The organism is Taklimakanibacter albus, from assembly GCF_016595235.1.
GTDB classification, from domain to species: domain Bacteria; phylum Pseudomonadota; class Alphaproteobacteria; order Rhizobiales; family Aestuariivirgaceae; genus Taklimakanibacter; species Taklimakanibacter albus.
In genome coordinates, this window is the sequence record NZ_JAENHL010000007.1 from 146,803 (window position 1) to 161,921 (window position 15,119).

Consider the following 15,119-nt stretch of genomic DNA (forward strand, 5'->3'; position numbering starts at 1 on the left):
ACGTTATTGCATCTTTCCGGCAGGGTCCAGCGCGGATGCCAATTGTCCGGCAAAGAGGCTACACTTCTCGAATCACGATGGCAGGAACCATGATCAAGCGAATGATAGTGCCGCCGACGCGCGCCACGGCCGCCGCCGACGAGTTGCGCCGGCGGATCCTGGAGGGCGACTATCCGGCCGGCATGCAGTTGCGCCAGGCGGTTTTGGCCGAAGAATTGGGCATCAGCCGCATTCCCTTCCGCGAGGCGCTCATCCTGCTCGAAGCCGAGGGCCTGGTGCAGCTCGAGGCCCATAAAGGCGCCGTCGTCGCCGGTTTCTCGCCCGAGGAGGTCGAGGAATTGTTCGAGTTCCGCGCCCTTCTCGAACCGGCACTGCTCGAGAAGTCGGCTCCGCATCTGACCGACGCAGACTATGCCGAGCTCGACGCGATCTTGCGCGAATATAGCGACGAGTTGCGCACCCATAATCCCGGCCGCTGGGGGGCGCTCAACACCGAGCTCCATGCCCTGCTCTATCGCCGCGCCCAGAGCCCGCGCATGCTCGCCACCGCCGACCAGTTGCTCAAAAGCACCGACCGCTTCACCCGCATGCAGCTCTATTACACCGACGGGCGCGCCCGGGCCGAGAAGGAGCATCTCGAGATCGTCACCGAATGCCGGGCGGGCAATGTGAAGAAGGCGGCCAAGCTGCTCCGCCAGCACATCCTCACCGCCGGCGAGGCGTTGGTCAGCCTCCTGCGCGAACGCCAGCAGGCGACCACCTAGCCTCACATCGAACCTTGACATCCCTCGCCTCCCGCCACAAAGTGAAACCGGTTTCACTCTACAGGGTTCCGGGGGAGCTTGCAGTTCGATCTCACCATTCTCGGCCCGTATCTGGGCTTTCTGGGCCAAGGGGCCGTGCTGACGGCAGTGATCTGCCTGCTGTCGCTGGCGGGCGCGGTCGTTCTCGGCATGCTGGTCGCCATCGCCCGCACCTCGCAGACGGCCTGGATCCGCCGGCTCGCCTTCATCTATGTCGATGTCTTCCGCAACATCCCCTTCATCGTCCAGCTGTTCTTTTTCTATTACGGCCTGCCCGAGATCGGCATCTATATCGACGCCATCACCACCGGCGTGATTGCGCTGTCGATCGCCGGCGGCGCCTATGCGTCGGATGCGATCCGCTCCGGCATTCTCGCCATCGACAACGGCATTCTCGAAGCGGCTGAGGTGAGCGGCCTGTCGAAACGCATCACCTTCACCCGCATCGTGCTGCCCATCGCCCTGCGCACTTCCGTCCGTCCCTTGGGCTCGGTGCTGATCAATATGATCCTCACCTCCTCCATCCTGTCGACCATCACGGTCAATGAGCTCACCGGCCAAGCCAAGATCGTCGCCTCCGACACGTTCCGGCCCTTCGAAGTCTATGCGGTGCTGCTCGTCGTCTATGCAGCTTTGACCTGGCTCGTCTCGATCGGCATCTCCCATCTGCACAAGCATCTCAACCGCGACCTCGCCAGCGAGGCCGCCTGATGCGCTACAGCGATTTCACGACCTATGATCTGCTGCTGCTGGCGCAAGGCCTCGGGGTCACCATCGGTCTCTTCCTCGTCACCTCGCTTATCGGTCTGGTGATCGGCGTCCTCTGGGGCGTCGTCCGCTTCTATCGCATTCCGCTTCTCACGCCGCTCATCACCTTCATCGCCGAGCTTCTCAAGAACTCGCCGGTCCTGGTTCAGCTCTTCCTCGTCTTCTTCGGCTTTCCGGCTTTCTTCCATCTGAACGTCACACCGGTCCAGGCGGCTGTCGTGACGCTCTCCGCCAATACCGCCGCCTTCATCTATGTGATCGCCGTCTCGGCCATCGAGTCGGTCGGGCGCGAGCAGATCGACGCGGCGCGCGCCTTCGGCTTGAGCCGCTGGCAGATCCTGCGCCATGTGATCGCGCCTCAGGCGGCCGCCTTCTCCATCGGCCCGCTGACGGCACTCCTCGTCAACCAGCTCCAGGTGACCTCGCTCATCTCGGTCATCGGTGTCATGGATCTCGCCAAGATCGGCGCCACGCTCAATCTGCGCACGCTGAAGCCCTTCATCGTCTGGGCGGTGGTCGGCCTCCTTTATTACCTCACCGCCAAGCTCATCGCCGCTGTGGGCGCGCGTTACGAAACGCGCTTGCGCCGCTTCAGCGAATTCCGAGGCCTCTAGAATGCTGAAAGTCGAAAACGTCAAGAAAGCCTTCGGCGCCGCAACCGTTCTGGACGGCGTCAATCTCACCGTCTCGCCGGGTGAAGTGGTGTCGATCCTGGGCTCCTCGGGCTCCGGCAAGTCGACCCTCATCCGCTGCATCAACGGGCTCGAGAAGCTCAATGGCGGCCGCATCGCCATCGACGACTTCGATGTCGCAAAACCGAAGGAGCTCGCCGAGGCGCGGAAACGCTCGGCCACCGTCTTCCAGCTCTTCAACCTCTACCCGCATATGACGACGCTGCAGAATATTGCGCTGGCGCCGGTCGAGGTGCTGAAACGGCCACGCGCCGAAGTCGAGCAGGAAGCGCGGGCCCTTCTCGCCTCAGTCGGCCTCTCCGACAAGGTGGATGCCTATCCAGCGCATCTCTCCGGCGGCCAGCGCCAGCGTGTCGGCATCTGCCGGGCGCTGGCGATGAAGCCGCGTTATCTGCTGCTCGACGAGGTGACCAGCGCGCTCGATCCCGAAATGACCGCCGAAGTGCTGGCCATCCTGGCCAAGCTCGCGCGCGAAGGCACGACGATGCTCTTCGTCACCCACGAGGTCGAGTTCGCCCGCCAGATCTCCAACCGCATCGTGTTTCTCGACAAAGGCGTGCTGCTGGTCGACTTGCCGACGGAAGAGTTCTTCGCTGCCTCCGGCGGCCTCGCCCAGCCGCGCATCGCCCAATTCCTTTCCAAGATGAAGAAAGACTGACTGTCCATGTTGTTGATTGCCAATGCCGAAGCCTGGCCCGGATTTCCGACCACGGTCGATATGCTGAAGACGGGCGCCGACAGCCTGACCGCGCTGGTCAACGGCATCAGCATGGTCGAGGCCGATCCCCGCGTCCGCAGTGTCGGTTATGGCGGCTGGCCCAATATGCTGGGCGTCATGGAATGCGACGCCGGCGTCATGGACGGCAATACGCGCGAAGTGGGAACGGTCGGCGCGGTCCCCAACACCATCCAGACGGTCAGGCTCGCGCATGAGGTGATGAAACGCCTGCCGCATGTGATGCTGACCGGCGACGGTGCCCGCCGCTTCGCCAGCGAGATCGGCTTCTCGCTCGACGATGTGATGTTTCCCGACAGCAAACGCGTCTGGTGGGAACGCCTCGAGAAAGAACTGCCGCCTGAGGCGCTGGCGAAATTCCCCGACATTCCGCTCGCGCCCTTGAGCCGCACCATCACCGATCCCGAGCGGGTGCGCGACACGACGGTTTTCCTCAACGCCGATGCCGAGCATGGCATCCATGTCGCCACGTCGACCTCGGGCTGGGCCTGGAAATACCCGGGCCGCCTGGGCGACAGTCCCATTCCCGGCGCCGGCTTCTATGCCGACAGCCGGTATGGCGCGGCCGCCTGCACTCATACGGGTGAGATGACCATGCGTTGTTCGACCGCGCGCAGCATCGTGCTCGCCATGAAGCTCGGTCGCAGCTTGAGCGATGCGGTGAAGCTCGCGGTCGACGAACTCGCCGAGCTGTCCGGGGGCTTTCTCGGTGGCGTGGTGATCCACGCCGTCGATTCACGCGGCAATCATGAGGTCGCGAATTTCCAGTGTGGGGAAGAGATCCGCTACTGGCTCTGGCAGGACAACATGGCCGAGCCGGAATTGCGTGTTGCCAAGACTTTCTAGAGGAGGAGTGAAGATGAAAAGACTGATGACTGCCTTTGCCGCGTTGGCGCTCGTCGCCGGCCTGGCGAGTTCCGCCCTGGCCGGCGCCATCGACGACATCCGCTCGCGCGGCACCGTACGTATCGGTGTCTCGCTGGGTGGCGAGCCGATTGGCTTCCGCGACGCTCAGAACAACCCCGTCGGCTATGACGTCGATGTTGCCACCCGTCTTGCCGAAAAGCTCGGCGTGCCGGTCGAGTTCACCGACGTTTCGGGCGATGCTCGTATCTCGATGCTGGTGTCGGGCCAGCTCGACATCGTCGTCGCCAACACCTCGGCGACCCTCGAGCGCGCCAAGACCGTCAATTTCTCCATCCCCTATAACCGGGCCGGTCTGCGCGTCATCGTGCAGAAGGGCTCCGGCATCGCCAAGCTGGAGGACCTCGCCGGAAAGAAGATCGTGGTCGGCCGCGGCACCACCGGCGAGACCTTCATCAAGAAGGCGGTTCCGACCGCCGAGCTTGTTTATGTCGACCAGTTCGCGCCCGATGGCGTCCTGCAGCTGACGCAGAAACGTGTCGACGCGGCGATCGAGGATTCGTCCCTGCTCGACTATCTCGCCACCAAGAACCCCGAGCTGGTAACGTTGCCCGGCCTTTATTCCAACGACCCGATCGGCATCGCCGTCGCCAAGGGCGATCCCGAATTCGTGCGCTGGATCGATATGTTCGTGTCCGACTACATCCAGTCGGGCGCTTACGAGGCCAATTACAAGAAGTGGTGGGGCGAGACCGCCAACCCGCCGGCGCTCACACCGCTTTGGTAACGGCTTAACCAGCCGTTGAACGAGAAATGAATCGCGTCGGTATGGCTGTGGGCTTCTGGCCCGGCGTGAAGGCATCTGGTGTGCTGAGAAACCGCATCACGTGCCGCACATAGGCCAGCTTGTCATAGCCGATCGACGCGATCGGATAGGCATCGAAATCGAGCAGCGACAGATTGTCGAAGCCGTAGAGCCGGAAGCGCCGCGGCCGGTTGCCGGGAAAATCGGCGCGGCAGGCATCGAGAATGCCCATCGCCATGGCGTCCGAGGTGCAGAAGACCGCATCGGGACAATCGCTACCGGCAAAGCTCTTCGCCGCGTCATGGCCGCTGGAATAGGAGTAGTCGCCCTGGACGCTGTTGACGAGCTTGATGCCATGCCGCTCGAAGGCCTGGCGATAGGACGTGACACGGGCCTGTTCGACCAGCGAGGAGGCGCGGCCGGTGACGAGCCCCGCGGTCGCGACACCTTTGCCGGCCGCATCCGCCACCGCTTCGCCGATGCCTTGCGCCTCATCGGCAATGACCGCCGGCGACTGCCGGTCATGCCGGCCGTTGAGCATGACCACGAGGTCGGAACGGAACATCTGCCGGACCGTCACCGCATCGGCGAAGTCCGAAAACACCAGAGCGGCATCGACATGATAGGCAATGCCTTGGCGCAGGAATTCCTCGGCCCGATCGTTCGAGCCGACACGGATGAGGATGACCTGCTTGCCGATCGCCTGCGTCTCGGCCAGGAGAAGATCGAAGAGATCGAGATCGGAAAGATCGTGGATATGATTGACGACGACGGCGATGAGATTGACCGTCTTGGTGGTGAGGCTCTGCGCCAGGAGATTGATGCGGAAACCGAGCTCTTGCGCTGCTTTCAGCACCCGCTCGCGCTTGTCGGGCGAAACGGGGCGTTTCTCGGCCGAAAGTGCCCGCGACGCGACCGCACGGGAAACCCCCGCGAGATCGGCCACATCCTGGATCGTCGGGGTCGCCCGCTGCCTTTCACTCATTCTTCTGTTCTAATCCGCCATGGAATTCGAATCGATAGGCTAGAATGATTATCTGCTTTGATATTGGCGGTTCGGCGATCAAAGGCGCCTTCGCCGCGAACCCGACGACGCTGGTCCCGCTCGGCGACCGGCCCACGCCGCCGCATGATTTCGACGCCTTCCTGTCGGTCATTACCGACATGGTCGGCGCGGCCCCTGCCCCCGATGACGCTCCGGTCGCCATCGCCATCACCGGCGTCGTCGATCCTGATACCGGCCGCATCCAATGCGCCAACATCCCATGCGTCGACGGACGTCATCTGGCCGCCGAGATCACGGCGCGGCTCGCGCGGCCGGTGCACATCGCCAATGACGCCGACTGCTTCGCGCTCGCCGAGGCGCTGGCGGGCGCCGGGCGCGGCCATCCCATCGTCTTCGGCGCGATCCTCGGCAGCGGCGTCGGCGGCGGCCTCGTCATCGACGGCCGCATCATCACCGGTCCCGGCGGCTATGCGGGTGAATGGGGACATGGTCCCATCGCCGCGACAGAGGCAGGCTCGCCGCCCGTCGCTATTCCGCATTTCACCTGCGGCTGCGGGCTGAAAGGCTGCGTCAATACGGTGGGCGGCGCCCGCGGCACCGAGGTTCTGCACCGCCATCTCCATGGCATCGACCTGCCGAGCACCGCCATCATGGCGGCATGGCTTGCCGGCGATCCTGAAGCGGAACGCACCATCGCCTGTCAGATCGAGCTTCTCGCCGGCCCGCTCGCGGTCGCGGTCAATATCGTCGGCCCCGGCAAGGTGCCGGTGGGCGGCGGGCTTGCGCGTGAGCCGCGCTTCATCGCGAGGCTCGATCAGGAAGTGCGCCGCCGCATCATGCGCCGGCTCGACACGCCGCTCGTGGTGCCGGGCGAACTCATCACATTGAATCCCGGCCTCGTCGGCGTGGCGCTGCTGGGATTTGCGGAGCGGACATGACGAACACCCCCTTGCTCGAAGTCTGCGTCGCGGACGCCGAAAGCCTTGCCGCGGCAATCGCCGGCGGCGCCGATCGCATCGAGCTCTGCTCGGCCCTCGAGCTGGGCGGCCTCACCCCTGCTCCCGGCCTGATGCGGCTTGCCGCCCAGGCGCCGATACCGGTCTATGCCATGGTGCGCCCGAGAAGTGGCGACTTCGTCTTTTCGTCCGATGAGCTCGACGTCATGCGCGCCGATATCGATGCCATAAGCGGCGCCGGCCTGGCGGGCGCTGTCATCGGCGCCTCGCGGCGGGACGGGACGCTCGATGAGGATATGCTGCAGCACCTGCGCGATCATGCCCAGGGATTGGGCCTCACCTTGCATCGCGCCTTCGACCTCGTGCCGGATTTTGCCCCGGCGATCGAAACCGCGATCGGGCTCGGCATCGAACGCATCCTGACATCGGGCGGCGCCCGGTCGGTGCCCGAGGGCATTCCGGCCCTGCGGTCTATACACGCCATGGCGCGCGGACGCATCTCCGTCATGCCCGGCGGCGGCCTGACGGCTGAGAATGCCGGCGAGCTGCTGAAGGCCGTCCCGGTTATGGAAGTCCACAGCTCCTGCTCACTTCCACGCGCCACGCCGGATCAGCGGGCTGTCGAGTTGCATCTTGCGGAGCGCAGCCATCGGCGCACCAGCGCGGACATGGTCGCGGCCTTCAAGGGCGCATTAAGCAACCCCTCCAGCTGAATCAAAATCTCAGCCTCCGACTCTAAGCAATTATTTCGATTCACTTTTCCCTCGCAGCGCGCAGCGGCGGGGGACAACCCGCTTTGGGTGCTTGACGTCCTTTGAAAGTGGGATAACGTAGCTGGTATGACAGGTATACCAGCTGAGAACCGACCCATACGGCCCCAAAAGCTCTATGAGCAGGTCTCGGCGCGCCTCGAAGCCCGCATCATCGACAAGACCTATGACATCGGTGACCTGCTGCCGTCCGAGCGGGACCTCATGCGGGAATTCGGCGTCGGCCGCCCGGCAATCCGCGAGGCGCTCATCCATTTGCGCAATATGGGCCTGGTCGAATTGCGCTCGGGCGAACGCGCCTTGGTCATCCGCCCCACCCCGGAAGTCGTCGTCGAGGCGCTGTCGGGCGTGGCCAAGCATATGCTCTCGGCAACCGACGGGGTGCGCGACTTCCAGAACGCGCGCTTGTTCTTCGAGGTGGGTCTCGCCCGCCATGCCGCCGCCCATGCGACGGCCGAGGATATCGAGCAATTGCATGCCGCCCTCGAGATCAACCGCGCGGCGCTCGACGATTTGCCGCGCTTCGAGAAGACCGACGTCGCCTTCCACTATGTCCTGGCGGTCATCCCGCGCAACCCGATCTTCCCCGCCATTCATGCGGCCATCGCCGAATGGCTGGTGCAGCAGCGCCACATCACCCTGAACTGGCGCGGCCGCAAAGGCACCGCCGAGCAGGCCTATCAGGCCCACAAGGCCATCTATGAGGCGATCGCCGCGCGCGATCCGGACCGTGCCGAAAAGGCCATGCGCGACCACCTCGCCCATGTCGCCAATGTGTTCTGGGAAGCGATGGAGTCCGATACATGAGCGGTTATGTCATCCTGGTCGATTTCCTGCTGAAGCCGGGGAGCAAGGCCGAGTTCCGTCGCGCCATCGACGCCAATGCGAAGGCCTCGTGCCGCGCCGAGCCGGGCTGCCGCCAGTTCGATGTCGTCGAGCCCAGGGACGATCCCGACCGTATCGTTCTCTACGAGATCTATGACGACCGTGCCGCCTTCGAGGCGCATCTGAAGACACCGCATCTCGCCGCCTTCGAAGCGGCAAGCAACCACCTCGTCACCAAGAAGACCGTGATCGCCGGCGACCTCGCCTGCGAAGGATCGAAAGAATAATACTGGGAGGAATTCGATGAGTGTTTCCGGCCTCAAGGCCATGTCGAAGACCAAAGCGCCGAAATTCGGGCATTTCATCGTGGAATTCGCCACGCCCGGCATCGGCCACATCATGAAGTCGGCGGGCTGTGACTTCACTCTGTTCGATCTCGAGCATTCGGGCTTCGGCTTCGAGACGGTGAAGAGCGCGCTGCGTTATTTCGAGGCCGCCGATCTTCCCGCCATCGTGCGGGTGCCGTCGCGCGAATATCACCACATCGCCCGCGCCATGGATATGGGCGCCGAAGGCCTCATGCTGCCGATGGTCGGCAATGTCGACGAAGTGCGCCACATCGTGAATTCGATGAAATACCACCCGCAAGGCAAACGCGGCGTGGCGCTGCAGGTGGCGCATGACCGTTACCGGCCGGGCGCCGTCGCCGACAAATTCACCACCGCCAACGACCGCACCACCCTCTTCTGCCAGATCGAGACGGTGGAAGGTGTCGAAAATGCTGACGCTATGGCGGCGATCGACGGCGTCGATTGTCTCTGGGTCGGCCATTTCGACCTGTCAGTGTCACTCGGCATTCCCGGCCAGTTCGAGCACAAGGATTTCAAGCGCGCCATCGAGCGCACCATCGCCGCCACCAAGAAGCACAAGAAAGCCCTGGGCCGCCTCGTGCCCAATGTCGAGACCGGCATCGCGATCAACAAGCAGGGTTTCGACTTCGTCTGCTACTCGGGCGATGTCTGGCTGCTCCATGCCGCGATCGAGGACGGCATCAAGAAGCTGCGTGCCGGCTGCGGCAAACGGAGGTCATGATGGCGGCGCCCTTCCGCGTAGCCCTCTCCGGCGACTTCAGGAAAGCCGACGGATCACCGACCTATCCCGATTTCGACCTGGCGCTCCTGAAGAACGCGCCCAATGTCGAGATGGTATTCCTCGAGCCCGCCAATCCCTTGCGCGCCGACCAGCTCGAGGATTTCGACGCGCTCATCCTACTTGCCCATCGTTTCACCGCCGACAGTGTGCCGAAATCGGGCCGGCTCGCCGTCGTCGCGCGCTTCGGTGTCGGCTATGACACGGTCGACGTGCCGGCCTGCAGCAAGGCGGGAATAGCCCTGGTGATCACGCCCGACGGCGTGCGCCGACCGGTAGCCGTCTCGATCATCACCTTCATCCTGGCATTGACCGGCAAGCTCCTGATCAAGGACGGGCTCACGCGCGAAGCCGCGGCGGGCTTCGCCAAACGCTCGGATCATATGGGTGTCGGCCTGGTTGGCCGCACGCTGGGCTCGATCGGCATCGGCAATATCGGCGCCGAGATGTTCCGCATGGCGAAGCCTTTCGACATGAAGTTCATCGCCCATGATCCCTTTGCCGACAAGAAGATGGCGGCCGAGTTGGGCATCGAGCTCGTCTCGCTCGAGGATGTGTTCTGCCGCTCCGACGTCGTGTCGGTGAGCTGTCCGTTGAGCGCCGAGACACATCACCTGGTCAATGCCGAACGCCTCGCTTTGATGAAACCCACAGCGTATTTCATCAACACCGCGCGTGGCCCCATCGTCGACCAGGAGGCACTGACCAAAGCGCTCCAGGAGCGCCGCATCGCCGGCGCCGGCCTCGACGTGCTGGAGCAGGAGCCGCCAGATCCCGACGATCCGATCCTCAAGCTCGATAACGTCATCCTGGCGCCGCATGCTTTGTGCTGGACCGACCAGTGCTTCGCCGGCAACGGCGCCGCCGATGTGAAGGCCGTGCTCGAAGTCCAGCATGGCCGCGAGCCGCGCGGCATCGTCAACAAGGATGTGCTGAAGCACCCCGACTGGCAAAGGCGCCTTTCCGCTTTCGCCAGCAGGTTCGGAGGCCAATGACAAGAAGAGTCGTTTCCAAGAACTGACTCCGGCCGACAGAAGCCGGTGACTGTCACGTGCAGACTGACAAACAACTGGGAGGAATGACGACCATGAATGACCGTGAGAAGCGTGATTTCCAAGCCGGTCTCAATGCCGAGATCGACGCCTGGCTCAAGGGCGAGAACACCCGCCGCAGCTTCATCAAGAAATTCGGCCTGATGACCGGCCTTCTCGCCACATCCGGCGGGATATTGAGCCCCTGGGCCGAGAATGCCCTGGCGCAGGCCGCCGTCGATCTGGCCGACCCGGCATCGCCACTCGGCAAGGCGCAGGCCGCGGCGATGAAGGCCTCGACCGAGGGACCGGCCGACGGCTCGGCCTATCGCGCCGCGCAGGCCGCCAAGCAGTTTACCGGCGCCACCCTCAACATGACCTATGAAGCGGGTCTGCAGGCGCTCGATCCGCGCAATTTCTCAGGCCCCGTCTGGGAGCAGCTCACCGGCATCAAGTCGAATGTCGTCGAGCTGTCTAATCCTGACCAGTATTCGAAGGCCGTCGCCGAGCATATCGCCGGCTCCGGCGCCTACGACGTGCTCGACATCTCGCCCGCCTGGACGCCGTCACTGGCCGATGGCGGCGTGATCGCGCCGCTCGACGATTACATCGCCAAATACATGAACCAGGCGGATCTCGACGACGTGCATCCGCTCTACAAGGCGCTGCCCACCTATAAGGGCAAGATCTGGGGCTTCTTCGATGATGGCGACATGTTCGCGCTTTATTATCGCAAGGACATCTTCGAGGACGCGAAGCTGAAGGAGGCCTATCAGGCCAAATTCTCGAAGGCGCTCGAGCCGCCCAAGACCTGGGAGGACTATGCGCAAGTCGCCCAGTTCATCACCGACAATCTGGCGCCCAATGTCTATGGCGCCGGCCATTTCCGCAAAGCCGGCAGCCCCGGCAACCAGTTCGACTTCCTGCAGCAATACCGCGCCAATGGAGGCATCCTGTTCAGCGACGACATGAAGGCCGGCCTCAATTCCGATGCCGGCATGAAGACGCTGACCAACATGCTGGCGGCGAATGCGGCCTCGATCCCGGGCAATAACGAGCTCGATGCCGTCTCGCTATGGGCGGCGTTCCTGCAGGGCAAAGTGGCGATGATCTATTCATGGCCGCCGACCGGGCGCATGGCGGCGAACTATTCGCAAAGCGCCAAGGCGATCAACTTCATCCCGCAGTCCTCGATCGCGGGCAAGGTCGGTTATGCCGTGGTGCCGGGCAATCCCGAGCATGCGACGGGTTACAACAAGGCGCTGTCGGCCGACTCGAAGAATGCCGAGGCCGCTTATCTCTTCATGCAGTGGGTGACCTCGCCGCCGGTGTCGCTCGCCCGCGTGATGCTGCCTTATGCGCTGCGCGACCCCTACCGCCTGTCGCATTTCAAGTCGGATCTCTATGGCGAGCTGTTCCCGAGCGCCAAGGAATATCTGATCAACCTCAACAACTCCGCCAATGTCGGCCTGCTCGACATCATCATGCCGGGTGCCCAGGATTATTTCCTGAGCCTCGACCGCATGTGCACATCGGTCTGGGCCGGCACCGATCCCAAAGCGGCGCTTGAAACCGCAGCCGCCGAATGGGACCAGACGACCGACCGCCTCGGTGTCGACCAGCAGAAAGCCTTCTACACCGAGTTCAAGAAGCTGCCTGGTGCTTCGGCCGACAATACGGTCGAGAAACTGGGGCTCGCGGTGAAGCTCTGACGGTAAATCCCTCTTCCCCCACCGGGGGAGAGGGCTAGGGTGAGGGGGAACCAGTGGAAGAGTTGACTTCAAATGCGAAGAAACTTCACCGTCAGTTCCCCCTCACCCTCCCAATGCTACGCATTGGGTCCCTCCCTCTCCCCCGGTGGGGGCGAGGGTAACGCCTAGGGTGTTTCCGATGTCCGCTCCCGCCACCCGCTTCGACGCGCTCTCCGAATGGAGCGACCGGCATTTCAAATGGCTGCTGGTCGCGCCGGCCGTGCTCCTCATCCTGGCGCTGTCGGTCTATCCCCTGCTCTTCTCGGTCTGGGTGCTGTTCGTCAATTACGACTTCACCGTCCCCGGTCATGGCTTCGTCGGCCTGCGCAACTTTACCCGCGTACTTGCCGATCCGGTGGCGCGCTGGTCGCTGTGGGTGACGATCCTGCTTTCTACCATCAATGTGACCATCGAATTTCTGCTCGGCCTCGCGCTGGCGCTGGCCATGGTCAAGAGCTTCCGCGGCCGCGGCCTCATCATGTCGCTGCTGATCATTCCACTCTTCATCAGCCCGGTGATCGTCGGCCAGGCCTGGGCTCTGCTGCTGCAGCGGCCTTTCGGTCCGACCAATTACGTGCTGAGCCAAATTCTTGGATTTGAGGTGACCATCGGCTGGCTGACCCAGGCGCCGTGGAACTTCATCGCCCTTGTCCTTGCCGATGTCTGGCAGTGGACACCTTTCATGTTCGTGATCCTGCTCGCCGGCCTCACCGCCATTCCGCCCAATCTCTATGAGGCGGCCGAGCTCGACGGTGTCGATGGCTGGCGCGCTTTCTGGTGGATCACCTTGCCGCAGCTCGGCCCGATGATCATGCTCGCCATCACCTTCCGCATCCTCGATGCGGTGCGCCTGTTCGACACGATCTTCGTGATGACCGGCGGTGGTCCCGGCACCAACACCTATTCGAGCTCATTCTATCTCTACACGCTGGGCTTCACCCAGTTCCACCTCTCGGAAGCGACCGCCGGCGCCTGGATGTTCCTCGTCATCACCGCCATCCTGATCACCTTCCTGGTGCGGCGCCTGCTCAAGGCGGAACCGACATGAGCCTCATCACCCGCGCCAATATCGCCCGCACGCTGCTCCTGGGGTTTTTCCTGCTCTTCACCTTCGTGCCGCTCTATTGGATGTTCATCACCTCGATCAAACCGAGCGATGACTATCTGGCGGTGCCGCCCGTCTGGTTCCCGGCCGAGCCGACGATGCTGCATTATACGGCGGCCCTCTTCGCTTATCGCGGCCTCGACGGCCTCATCAACAGCGTGATTATCTCAGCCGCCGCGACGCTGCTTTCGACGGTGCTCGGCACGCTGATGGCCTACAGCCTCGCCCGCTTCAATACCGGCGGTCAGCATCTCTCCTTTTGGGTCCTGTCGCAGCGCTTCCTGCCGCCCATCGCCATCGTGCTGCCGATATTCCTGATCTATCGCGCGGTCGGCCTGCATGACACGCATTTCGGCCTGATCATTGCTTATACGGTCTTCACCTTGCCGGTGACCGTGTGGATGATGTTCGCCTATTTCCGCCAGATGCCGAAATCGCTCGAGGAAGCTGCCCTCGTCGATGGCTGCACGCGCTGGCAGTCCCTGTGGCGGGTCGCGATTCCGCTCGCAATGCCCGGCATCGTCGCCGCCGCCGTCTTCGCCTTTATCGCCTGCTGGACAGAATTTTTCTTCGCGCTGATCCTGACCAGCCAGACCGCTTTCACTCTGCCGACCGTGTTCCGCGCCTTTCTCGGCTTCCAGGGCGCCCAGTATGGCGAGGCGAGCGCCCTCGCGATGGTCTCGCTGGTGCCATCCATCATTCTCGGCATTCTCGTCCAGCGCCACCTGGTGCGCGGGCTGACCCTTGGCGCCGTGCGCGGCTAGAAAGGAACGACATGGCTCACGTCACCATCAAGGGTCTGCACAAGCATTTCGGGGCGGTGCATGTCGTGAAGGGCATCGACCTCGCCATCGCCGACGGTGAGTTCACCGTCCTGGTCGGCCCCTCCGGCTGCGGCAAATCCACATTGCTGCGCACCGTAGCGGGGCTCGAGCAGGCGAGCGAAGGCACGATCGAGATCGGCGGCAAGGTGGTGAACGACACACGTCCGCGCGACCGCGACGTCGCCATGGTCTTCCAGGATTATGCGCTTTATCCCCACATGACCGTCGCCCAGAATATCGGCTTTGGCCTGCGCGCCCGCAATTTCCCCAGGCCGGAGATCGAGACCCGGGTCAAGCGTGCCGCGAAGATGCTGAATATCGACCAGCTTCTCGACCGCCTGCCACGCCAGCTGTCGGGCGGCCAGCGCCAGCGTGTCGCCATCGGCCGCGCCATCGTGCGCAACCCGCAGATCTTCCTTTTCGACGAGCCCCTCTCGAACCTCGATGCGCAACTGCGCGACGAGATGCGCAGCGAGATCAAGCGCCTGCACCAGGAGCTCGGCGCCACCATGATCTATGTGACGCATGACCAGATCGAGGCGATGACGCTCGCCGACCGGATCGTGCTCATGAATGCCGGCCAGATCGAGCAGTCGGGTACGCCGCTCGAGCTTTACGAGAAGCCCAGGACGCGGTTCGTCGCGGGTTTCCTGGGCTCGCCCAAGATCAACTTCATCAAGGCCAGGCTGGAGAACGCCGGCATAGTCTTCGCCGACGGTCAGACACTTAAACTCCCGGCGGTGGATGCGCAGCGTTACGCCGCCCATGCCGGCAAGCCGGTCATATTCGGGATCAGGCCGCAGCATATCGATCGCGCGCCGATGACCGGATCCCCCCATATCAAAAGCACCGTCGATCTCGTTCAGCCAACGGGTGCCCGCACCTATGTGACCTTCACGATCGGCGGCGAACCGGTCATGGCCGAGCTCGACGCCCATGATGCCGGCAAGCCCGGCGATGAAATAGCCATTGCCCTGGACCTCGCTCATTTCCTATTGATTGCCCCCGAAAACGGGAACGTCCTGGGGAGATAA

Annotated in this window: 17 protein-coding genes; 16 read left to right on the top strand and 1 reads right to left on the bottom strand. The window is 63.3% G+C overall.

The window, feature by feature from the left end; genetic code table 11:
- Positions 1–89 precede the first annotated feature (89 nt).
- The 6 genes from JHL16_RS12245 (at position 90) to JHL16_RS12270 (ending at position 4,650) form a co-directional block, all read left to right on the top strand.
- Complete coding sequence (locus JHL16_RS12245; protein WP_246770924.1) at positions 90–764, top strand: GntR family transcriptional regulator; 675 nt, start codon at positions 90–92, stop codon at positions 762–764.
- 78 nt (positions 765–842) lie between these two features.
- The gene (locus JHL16_RS12250; RefSeq protein WP_200185128.1) at positions 843–1,514 is read left to right on the top strand and encodes an amino acid ABC transporter permease; all 672 of its coding nucleotides are present in this window, start codon (positions 843–845) and stop codon (positions 1,512–1,514) included.
- Positions 1,514–2,185: an amino acid ABC transporter permease gene (locus JHL16_RS12255; protein WP_200185129.1), complete on the top strand. Its 672-nt coding sequence runs from the start codon at positions 1,514–1,516 to the stop codon at positions 2,183–2,185. The genes JHL16_RS12250 and JHL16_RS12255 overlap by 1 nt, the downstream gene beginning before the upstream one ends.
- A 1-nt stretch (position 2,186) precedes the next feature.
- Positions 2,187–2,921: an amino acid ABC transporter ATP-binding protein gene (locus JHL16_RS12260; protein ID WP_200185130.1), complete on the top strand. Its 735-nt coding sequence runs from the start codon at positions 2,187–2,189 to the stop codon at positions 2,919–2,921.
- A 6-nt stretch (positions 2,922–2,927) separates the two neighbouring features.
- The gene (locus JHL16_RS12265) at positions 2,928–3,845 is read left to right on the top strand and encodes an isoaspartyl peptidase/L-asparaginase (protein WP_200185131.1); all 918 of its coding nucleotides are present in this window, start codon (positions 2,928–2,930) and stop codon (positions 3,843–3,845) included.
- 13 nt (positions 3,846–3,858) lie between these two features.
- On the top strand, positions 3,859–4,650 hold the full coding sequence (locus JHL16_RS12270) for a transporter substrate-binding domain-containing protein (RefSeq protein WP_200185132.1): 792 nt from the start codon (positions 3,859–3,861) through the stop codon (positions 4,648–4,650).
- A gap of 4 nt (positions 4,651–4,654) precedes the next feature.
- Here the strand turns inward: JHL16_RS12270 and JHL16_RS12275 are convergent, their stop codons facing one another.
- Positions 4,655–5,653 (bottom strand): LacI family DNA-binding transcriptional regulator, encoded by a 999-nt coding sequence (locus tag JHL16_RS12275; protein WP_200185133.1) that lies wholly within the window; start codon positions 5,651–5,653, stop codon positions 4,655–4,657.
- Between the two features lie 44 nt (positions 5,654–5,697).
- Between JHL16_RS12275 and JHL16_RS12280 the strand changes: the two genes are divergently transcribed.
- From JHL16_RS12280 to JHL16_RS12325, 10 genes are all read left to right on the top strand, one after another.
- Entirely contained in the window at positions 5,698–6,612 is a 915-nt protein-coding gene (locus tag JHL16_RS12280; RefSeq protein ID WP_200185134.1) for an ROK family protein, read from the top strand.
- Entirely contained in the window at positions 6,609–7,343 is a 735-nt protein-coding gene (locus JHL16_RS12285; RefSeq protein WP_200185135.1) for a copper homeostasis protein CutC, read from the top strand. Before JHL16_RS12280 ends, JHL16_RS12285 begins: the two co-directional genes overlap by 4 nt.
- A 126-nt stretch (positions 7,344–7,469) precedes the next feature.
- Positions 7,470–8,207 (top strand): transcriptional regulator NanR, encoded by a 738-nt coding sequence (gene nanR / locus JHL16_RS12290; RefSeq protein WP_200185136.1) that lies wholly within the window; start codon positions 7,470–7,472, stop codon positions 8,205–8,207.
- Positions 8,204–8,512: a putative quinol monooxygenase gene (locus JHL16_RS12295; protein WP_200185137.1), complete on the top strand. Its 309-nt coding sequence runs from the start codon at positions 8,204–8,206 to the stop codon at positions 8,510–8,512. The genes nanR and JHL16_RS12295 overlap by 4 nt, the downstream gene beginning before the upstream one ends.
- Positions 8,513–8,528: 16 nt before the next feature.
- Positions 8,529–9,317 (top strand): HpcH/HpaI aldolase family protein, encoded by a 789-nt coding sequence (locus tag JHL16_RS12300; RefSeq protein WP_200185138.1) that lies wholly within the window; start codon positions 8,529–8,531, stop codon positions 9,315–9,317.
- Positions 9,314–10,369 carry an NAD(P)-dependent oxidoreductase gene (locus tag JHL16_RS12305; RefSeq protein WP_200185139.1) on the top strand — a complete coding sequence of 352 codons (1,056 nt, stop codon included), beginning with the start codon at positions 9,314–9,316 and terminating at the stop codon, positions 10,367–10,369. Before JHL16_RS12300 ends, JHL16_RS12305 begins: the two co-directional genes overlap by 4 nt.
- Before the next feature lie 83 nt (positions 10,370–10,452).
- Entirely contained in the window at positions 10,453–12,117 is a 1,665-nt protein-coding gene (locus JHL16_RS12310; RefSeq protein WP_246770925.1) for an extracellular solute-binding protein, read from the top strand.
- 178 nt (positions 12,118–12,295) lie between these two features.
- Entirely contained in the window at positions 12,296–13,204 is a 909-nt protein-coding gene (locus tag JHL16_RS12315) for a carbohydrate ABC transporter permease (RefSeq protein ID WP_200185140.1), read from the top strand.
- Positions 13,201–14,025 (top strand): carbohydrate ABC transporter permease, encoded by an 825-nt coding sequence (locus JHL16_RS12320; protein ID WP_200185141.1) that lies wholly within the window; start codon positions 13,201–13,203, stop codon positions 14,023–14,025. Before JHL16_RS12315 ends, JHL16_RS12320 begins: the two co-directional genes overlap by 4 nt.
- Before the next feature lie 11 nt (positions 14,026–14,036).
- Complete coding sequence (locus tag JHL16_RS12325) at positions 14,037–15,119, top strand: ABC transporter ATP-binding protein (protein WP_200185142.1); 1,083 nt, start codon at positions 14,037–14,039, stop codon at positions 15,117–15,119.

Coding starts and splice junctions, on each gene's coding strand:
- JHL16_RS12245 (WP_246770924.1), top strand. CDS start 90: ATGATCAAGCGAATGATAGTGCCGCCGACGCGCGCCACGGCCGCCGCC.
- JHL16_RS12255 (WP_200185129.1), top strand. CDS start 1,514: ATGCGCTACAGCGATTTCACGACCTATGATCTGCTGCTGCTGGCGCAA.
- JHL16_RS12320 (WP_200185141.1), top strand. CDS start 13,201: ATGAGCCTCATCACCCGCGCCAATATCGCCCGCACGCTGCTCCTGGGG.
- JHL16_RS12310 (WP_246770925.1), top strand. CDS start 10,453: ATGACGACCATGAATGACCGTGAGAAGCGTGATTTCCAAGCCGGTCTC.
- nanR (WP_200185136.1), top strand. CDS start 7,470: ATGACAGGTATACCAGCTGAGAACCGACCCATACGGCCCCAAAAGCTC.
- JHL16_RS12260 (WP_200185130.1), top strand. CDS start 2,187: ATGCTGAAAGTCGAAAACGTCAAGAAAGCCTTCGGCGCCGCAACCGTT.
- JHL16_RS12315 (WP_200185140.1), top strand. CDS start 12,296: ATGTCCGCTCCCGCCACCCGCTTCGACGCGCTCTCCGAATGGAGCGAC.
- JHL16_RS12280 (WP_200185134.1), top strand. CDS start 5,698: ATGATTATCTGCTTTGATATTGGCGGTTCGGCGATCAAAGGCGCCTTC.
- JHL16_RS12285 (WP_200185135.1), top strand. CDS start 6,609: ATGACGAACACCCCCTTGCTCGAAGTCTGCGTCGCGGACGCCGAAAGC.
- JHL16_RS12325 (WP_200185142.1), top strand. CDS start 14,037: ATGGCTCACGTCACCATCAAGGGTCTGCACAAGCATTTCGGGGCGGTG.
- JHL16_RS12270 (WP_200185132.1), top strand. CDS start 3,859: ATGAAAAGACTGATGACTGCCTTTGCCGCGTTGGCGCTCGTCGCCGGC.
- JHL16_RS12300 (WP_200185138.1), top strand. CDS start 8,529: ATGAGTGTTTCCGGCCTCAAGGCCATGTCGAAGACCAAAGCGCCGAAA.
- JHL16_RS12305 (WP_200185139.1), top strand. CDS start 9,314: ATGATGGCGGCGCCCTTCCGCGTAGCCCTCTCCGGCGACTTCAGGAAA.
- JHL16_RS12295 (WP_200185137.1), top strand. CDS start 8,204: ATGAGCGGTTATGTCATCCTGGTCGATTTCCTGCTGAAGCCGGGGAGC.
- JHL16_RS12275 (WP_200185133.1), bottom strand. CDS start 5,653: ATGAGTGAAAGGCAGCGGGCGACCCCGACGATCCAGGATGTGGCCGAT.
- JHL16_RS12265 (WP_200185131.1), top strand. CDS start 2,928: ATGTTGTTGATTGCCAATGCCGAAGCCTGGCCCGGATTTCCGACCACG.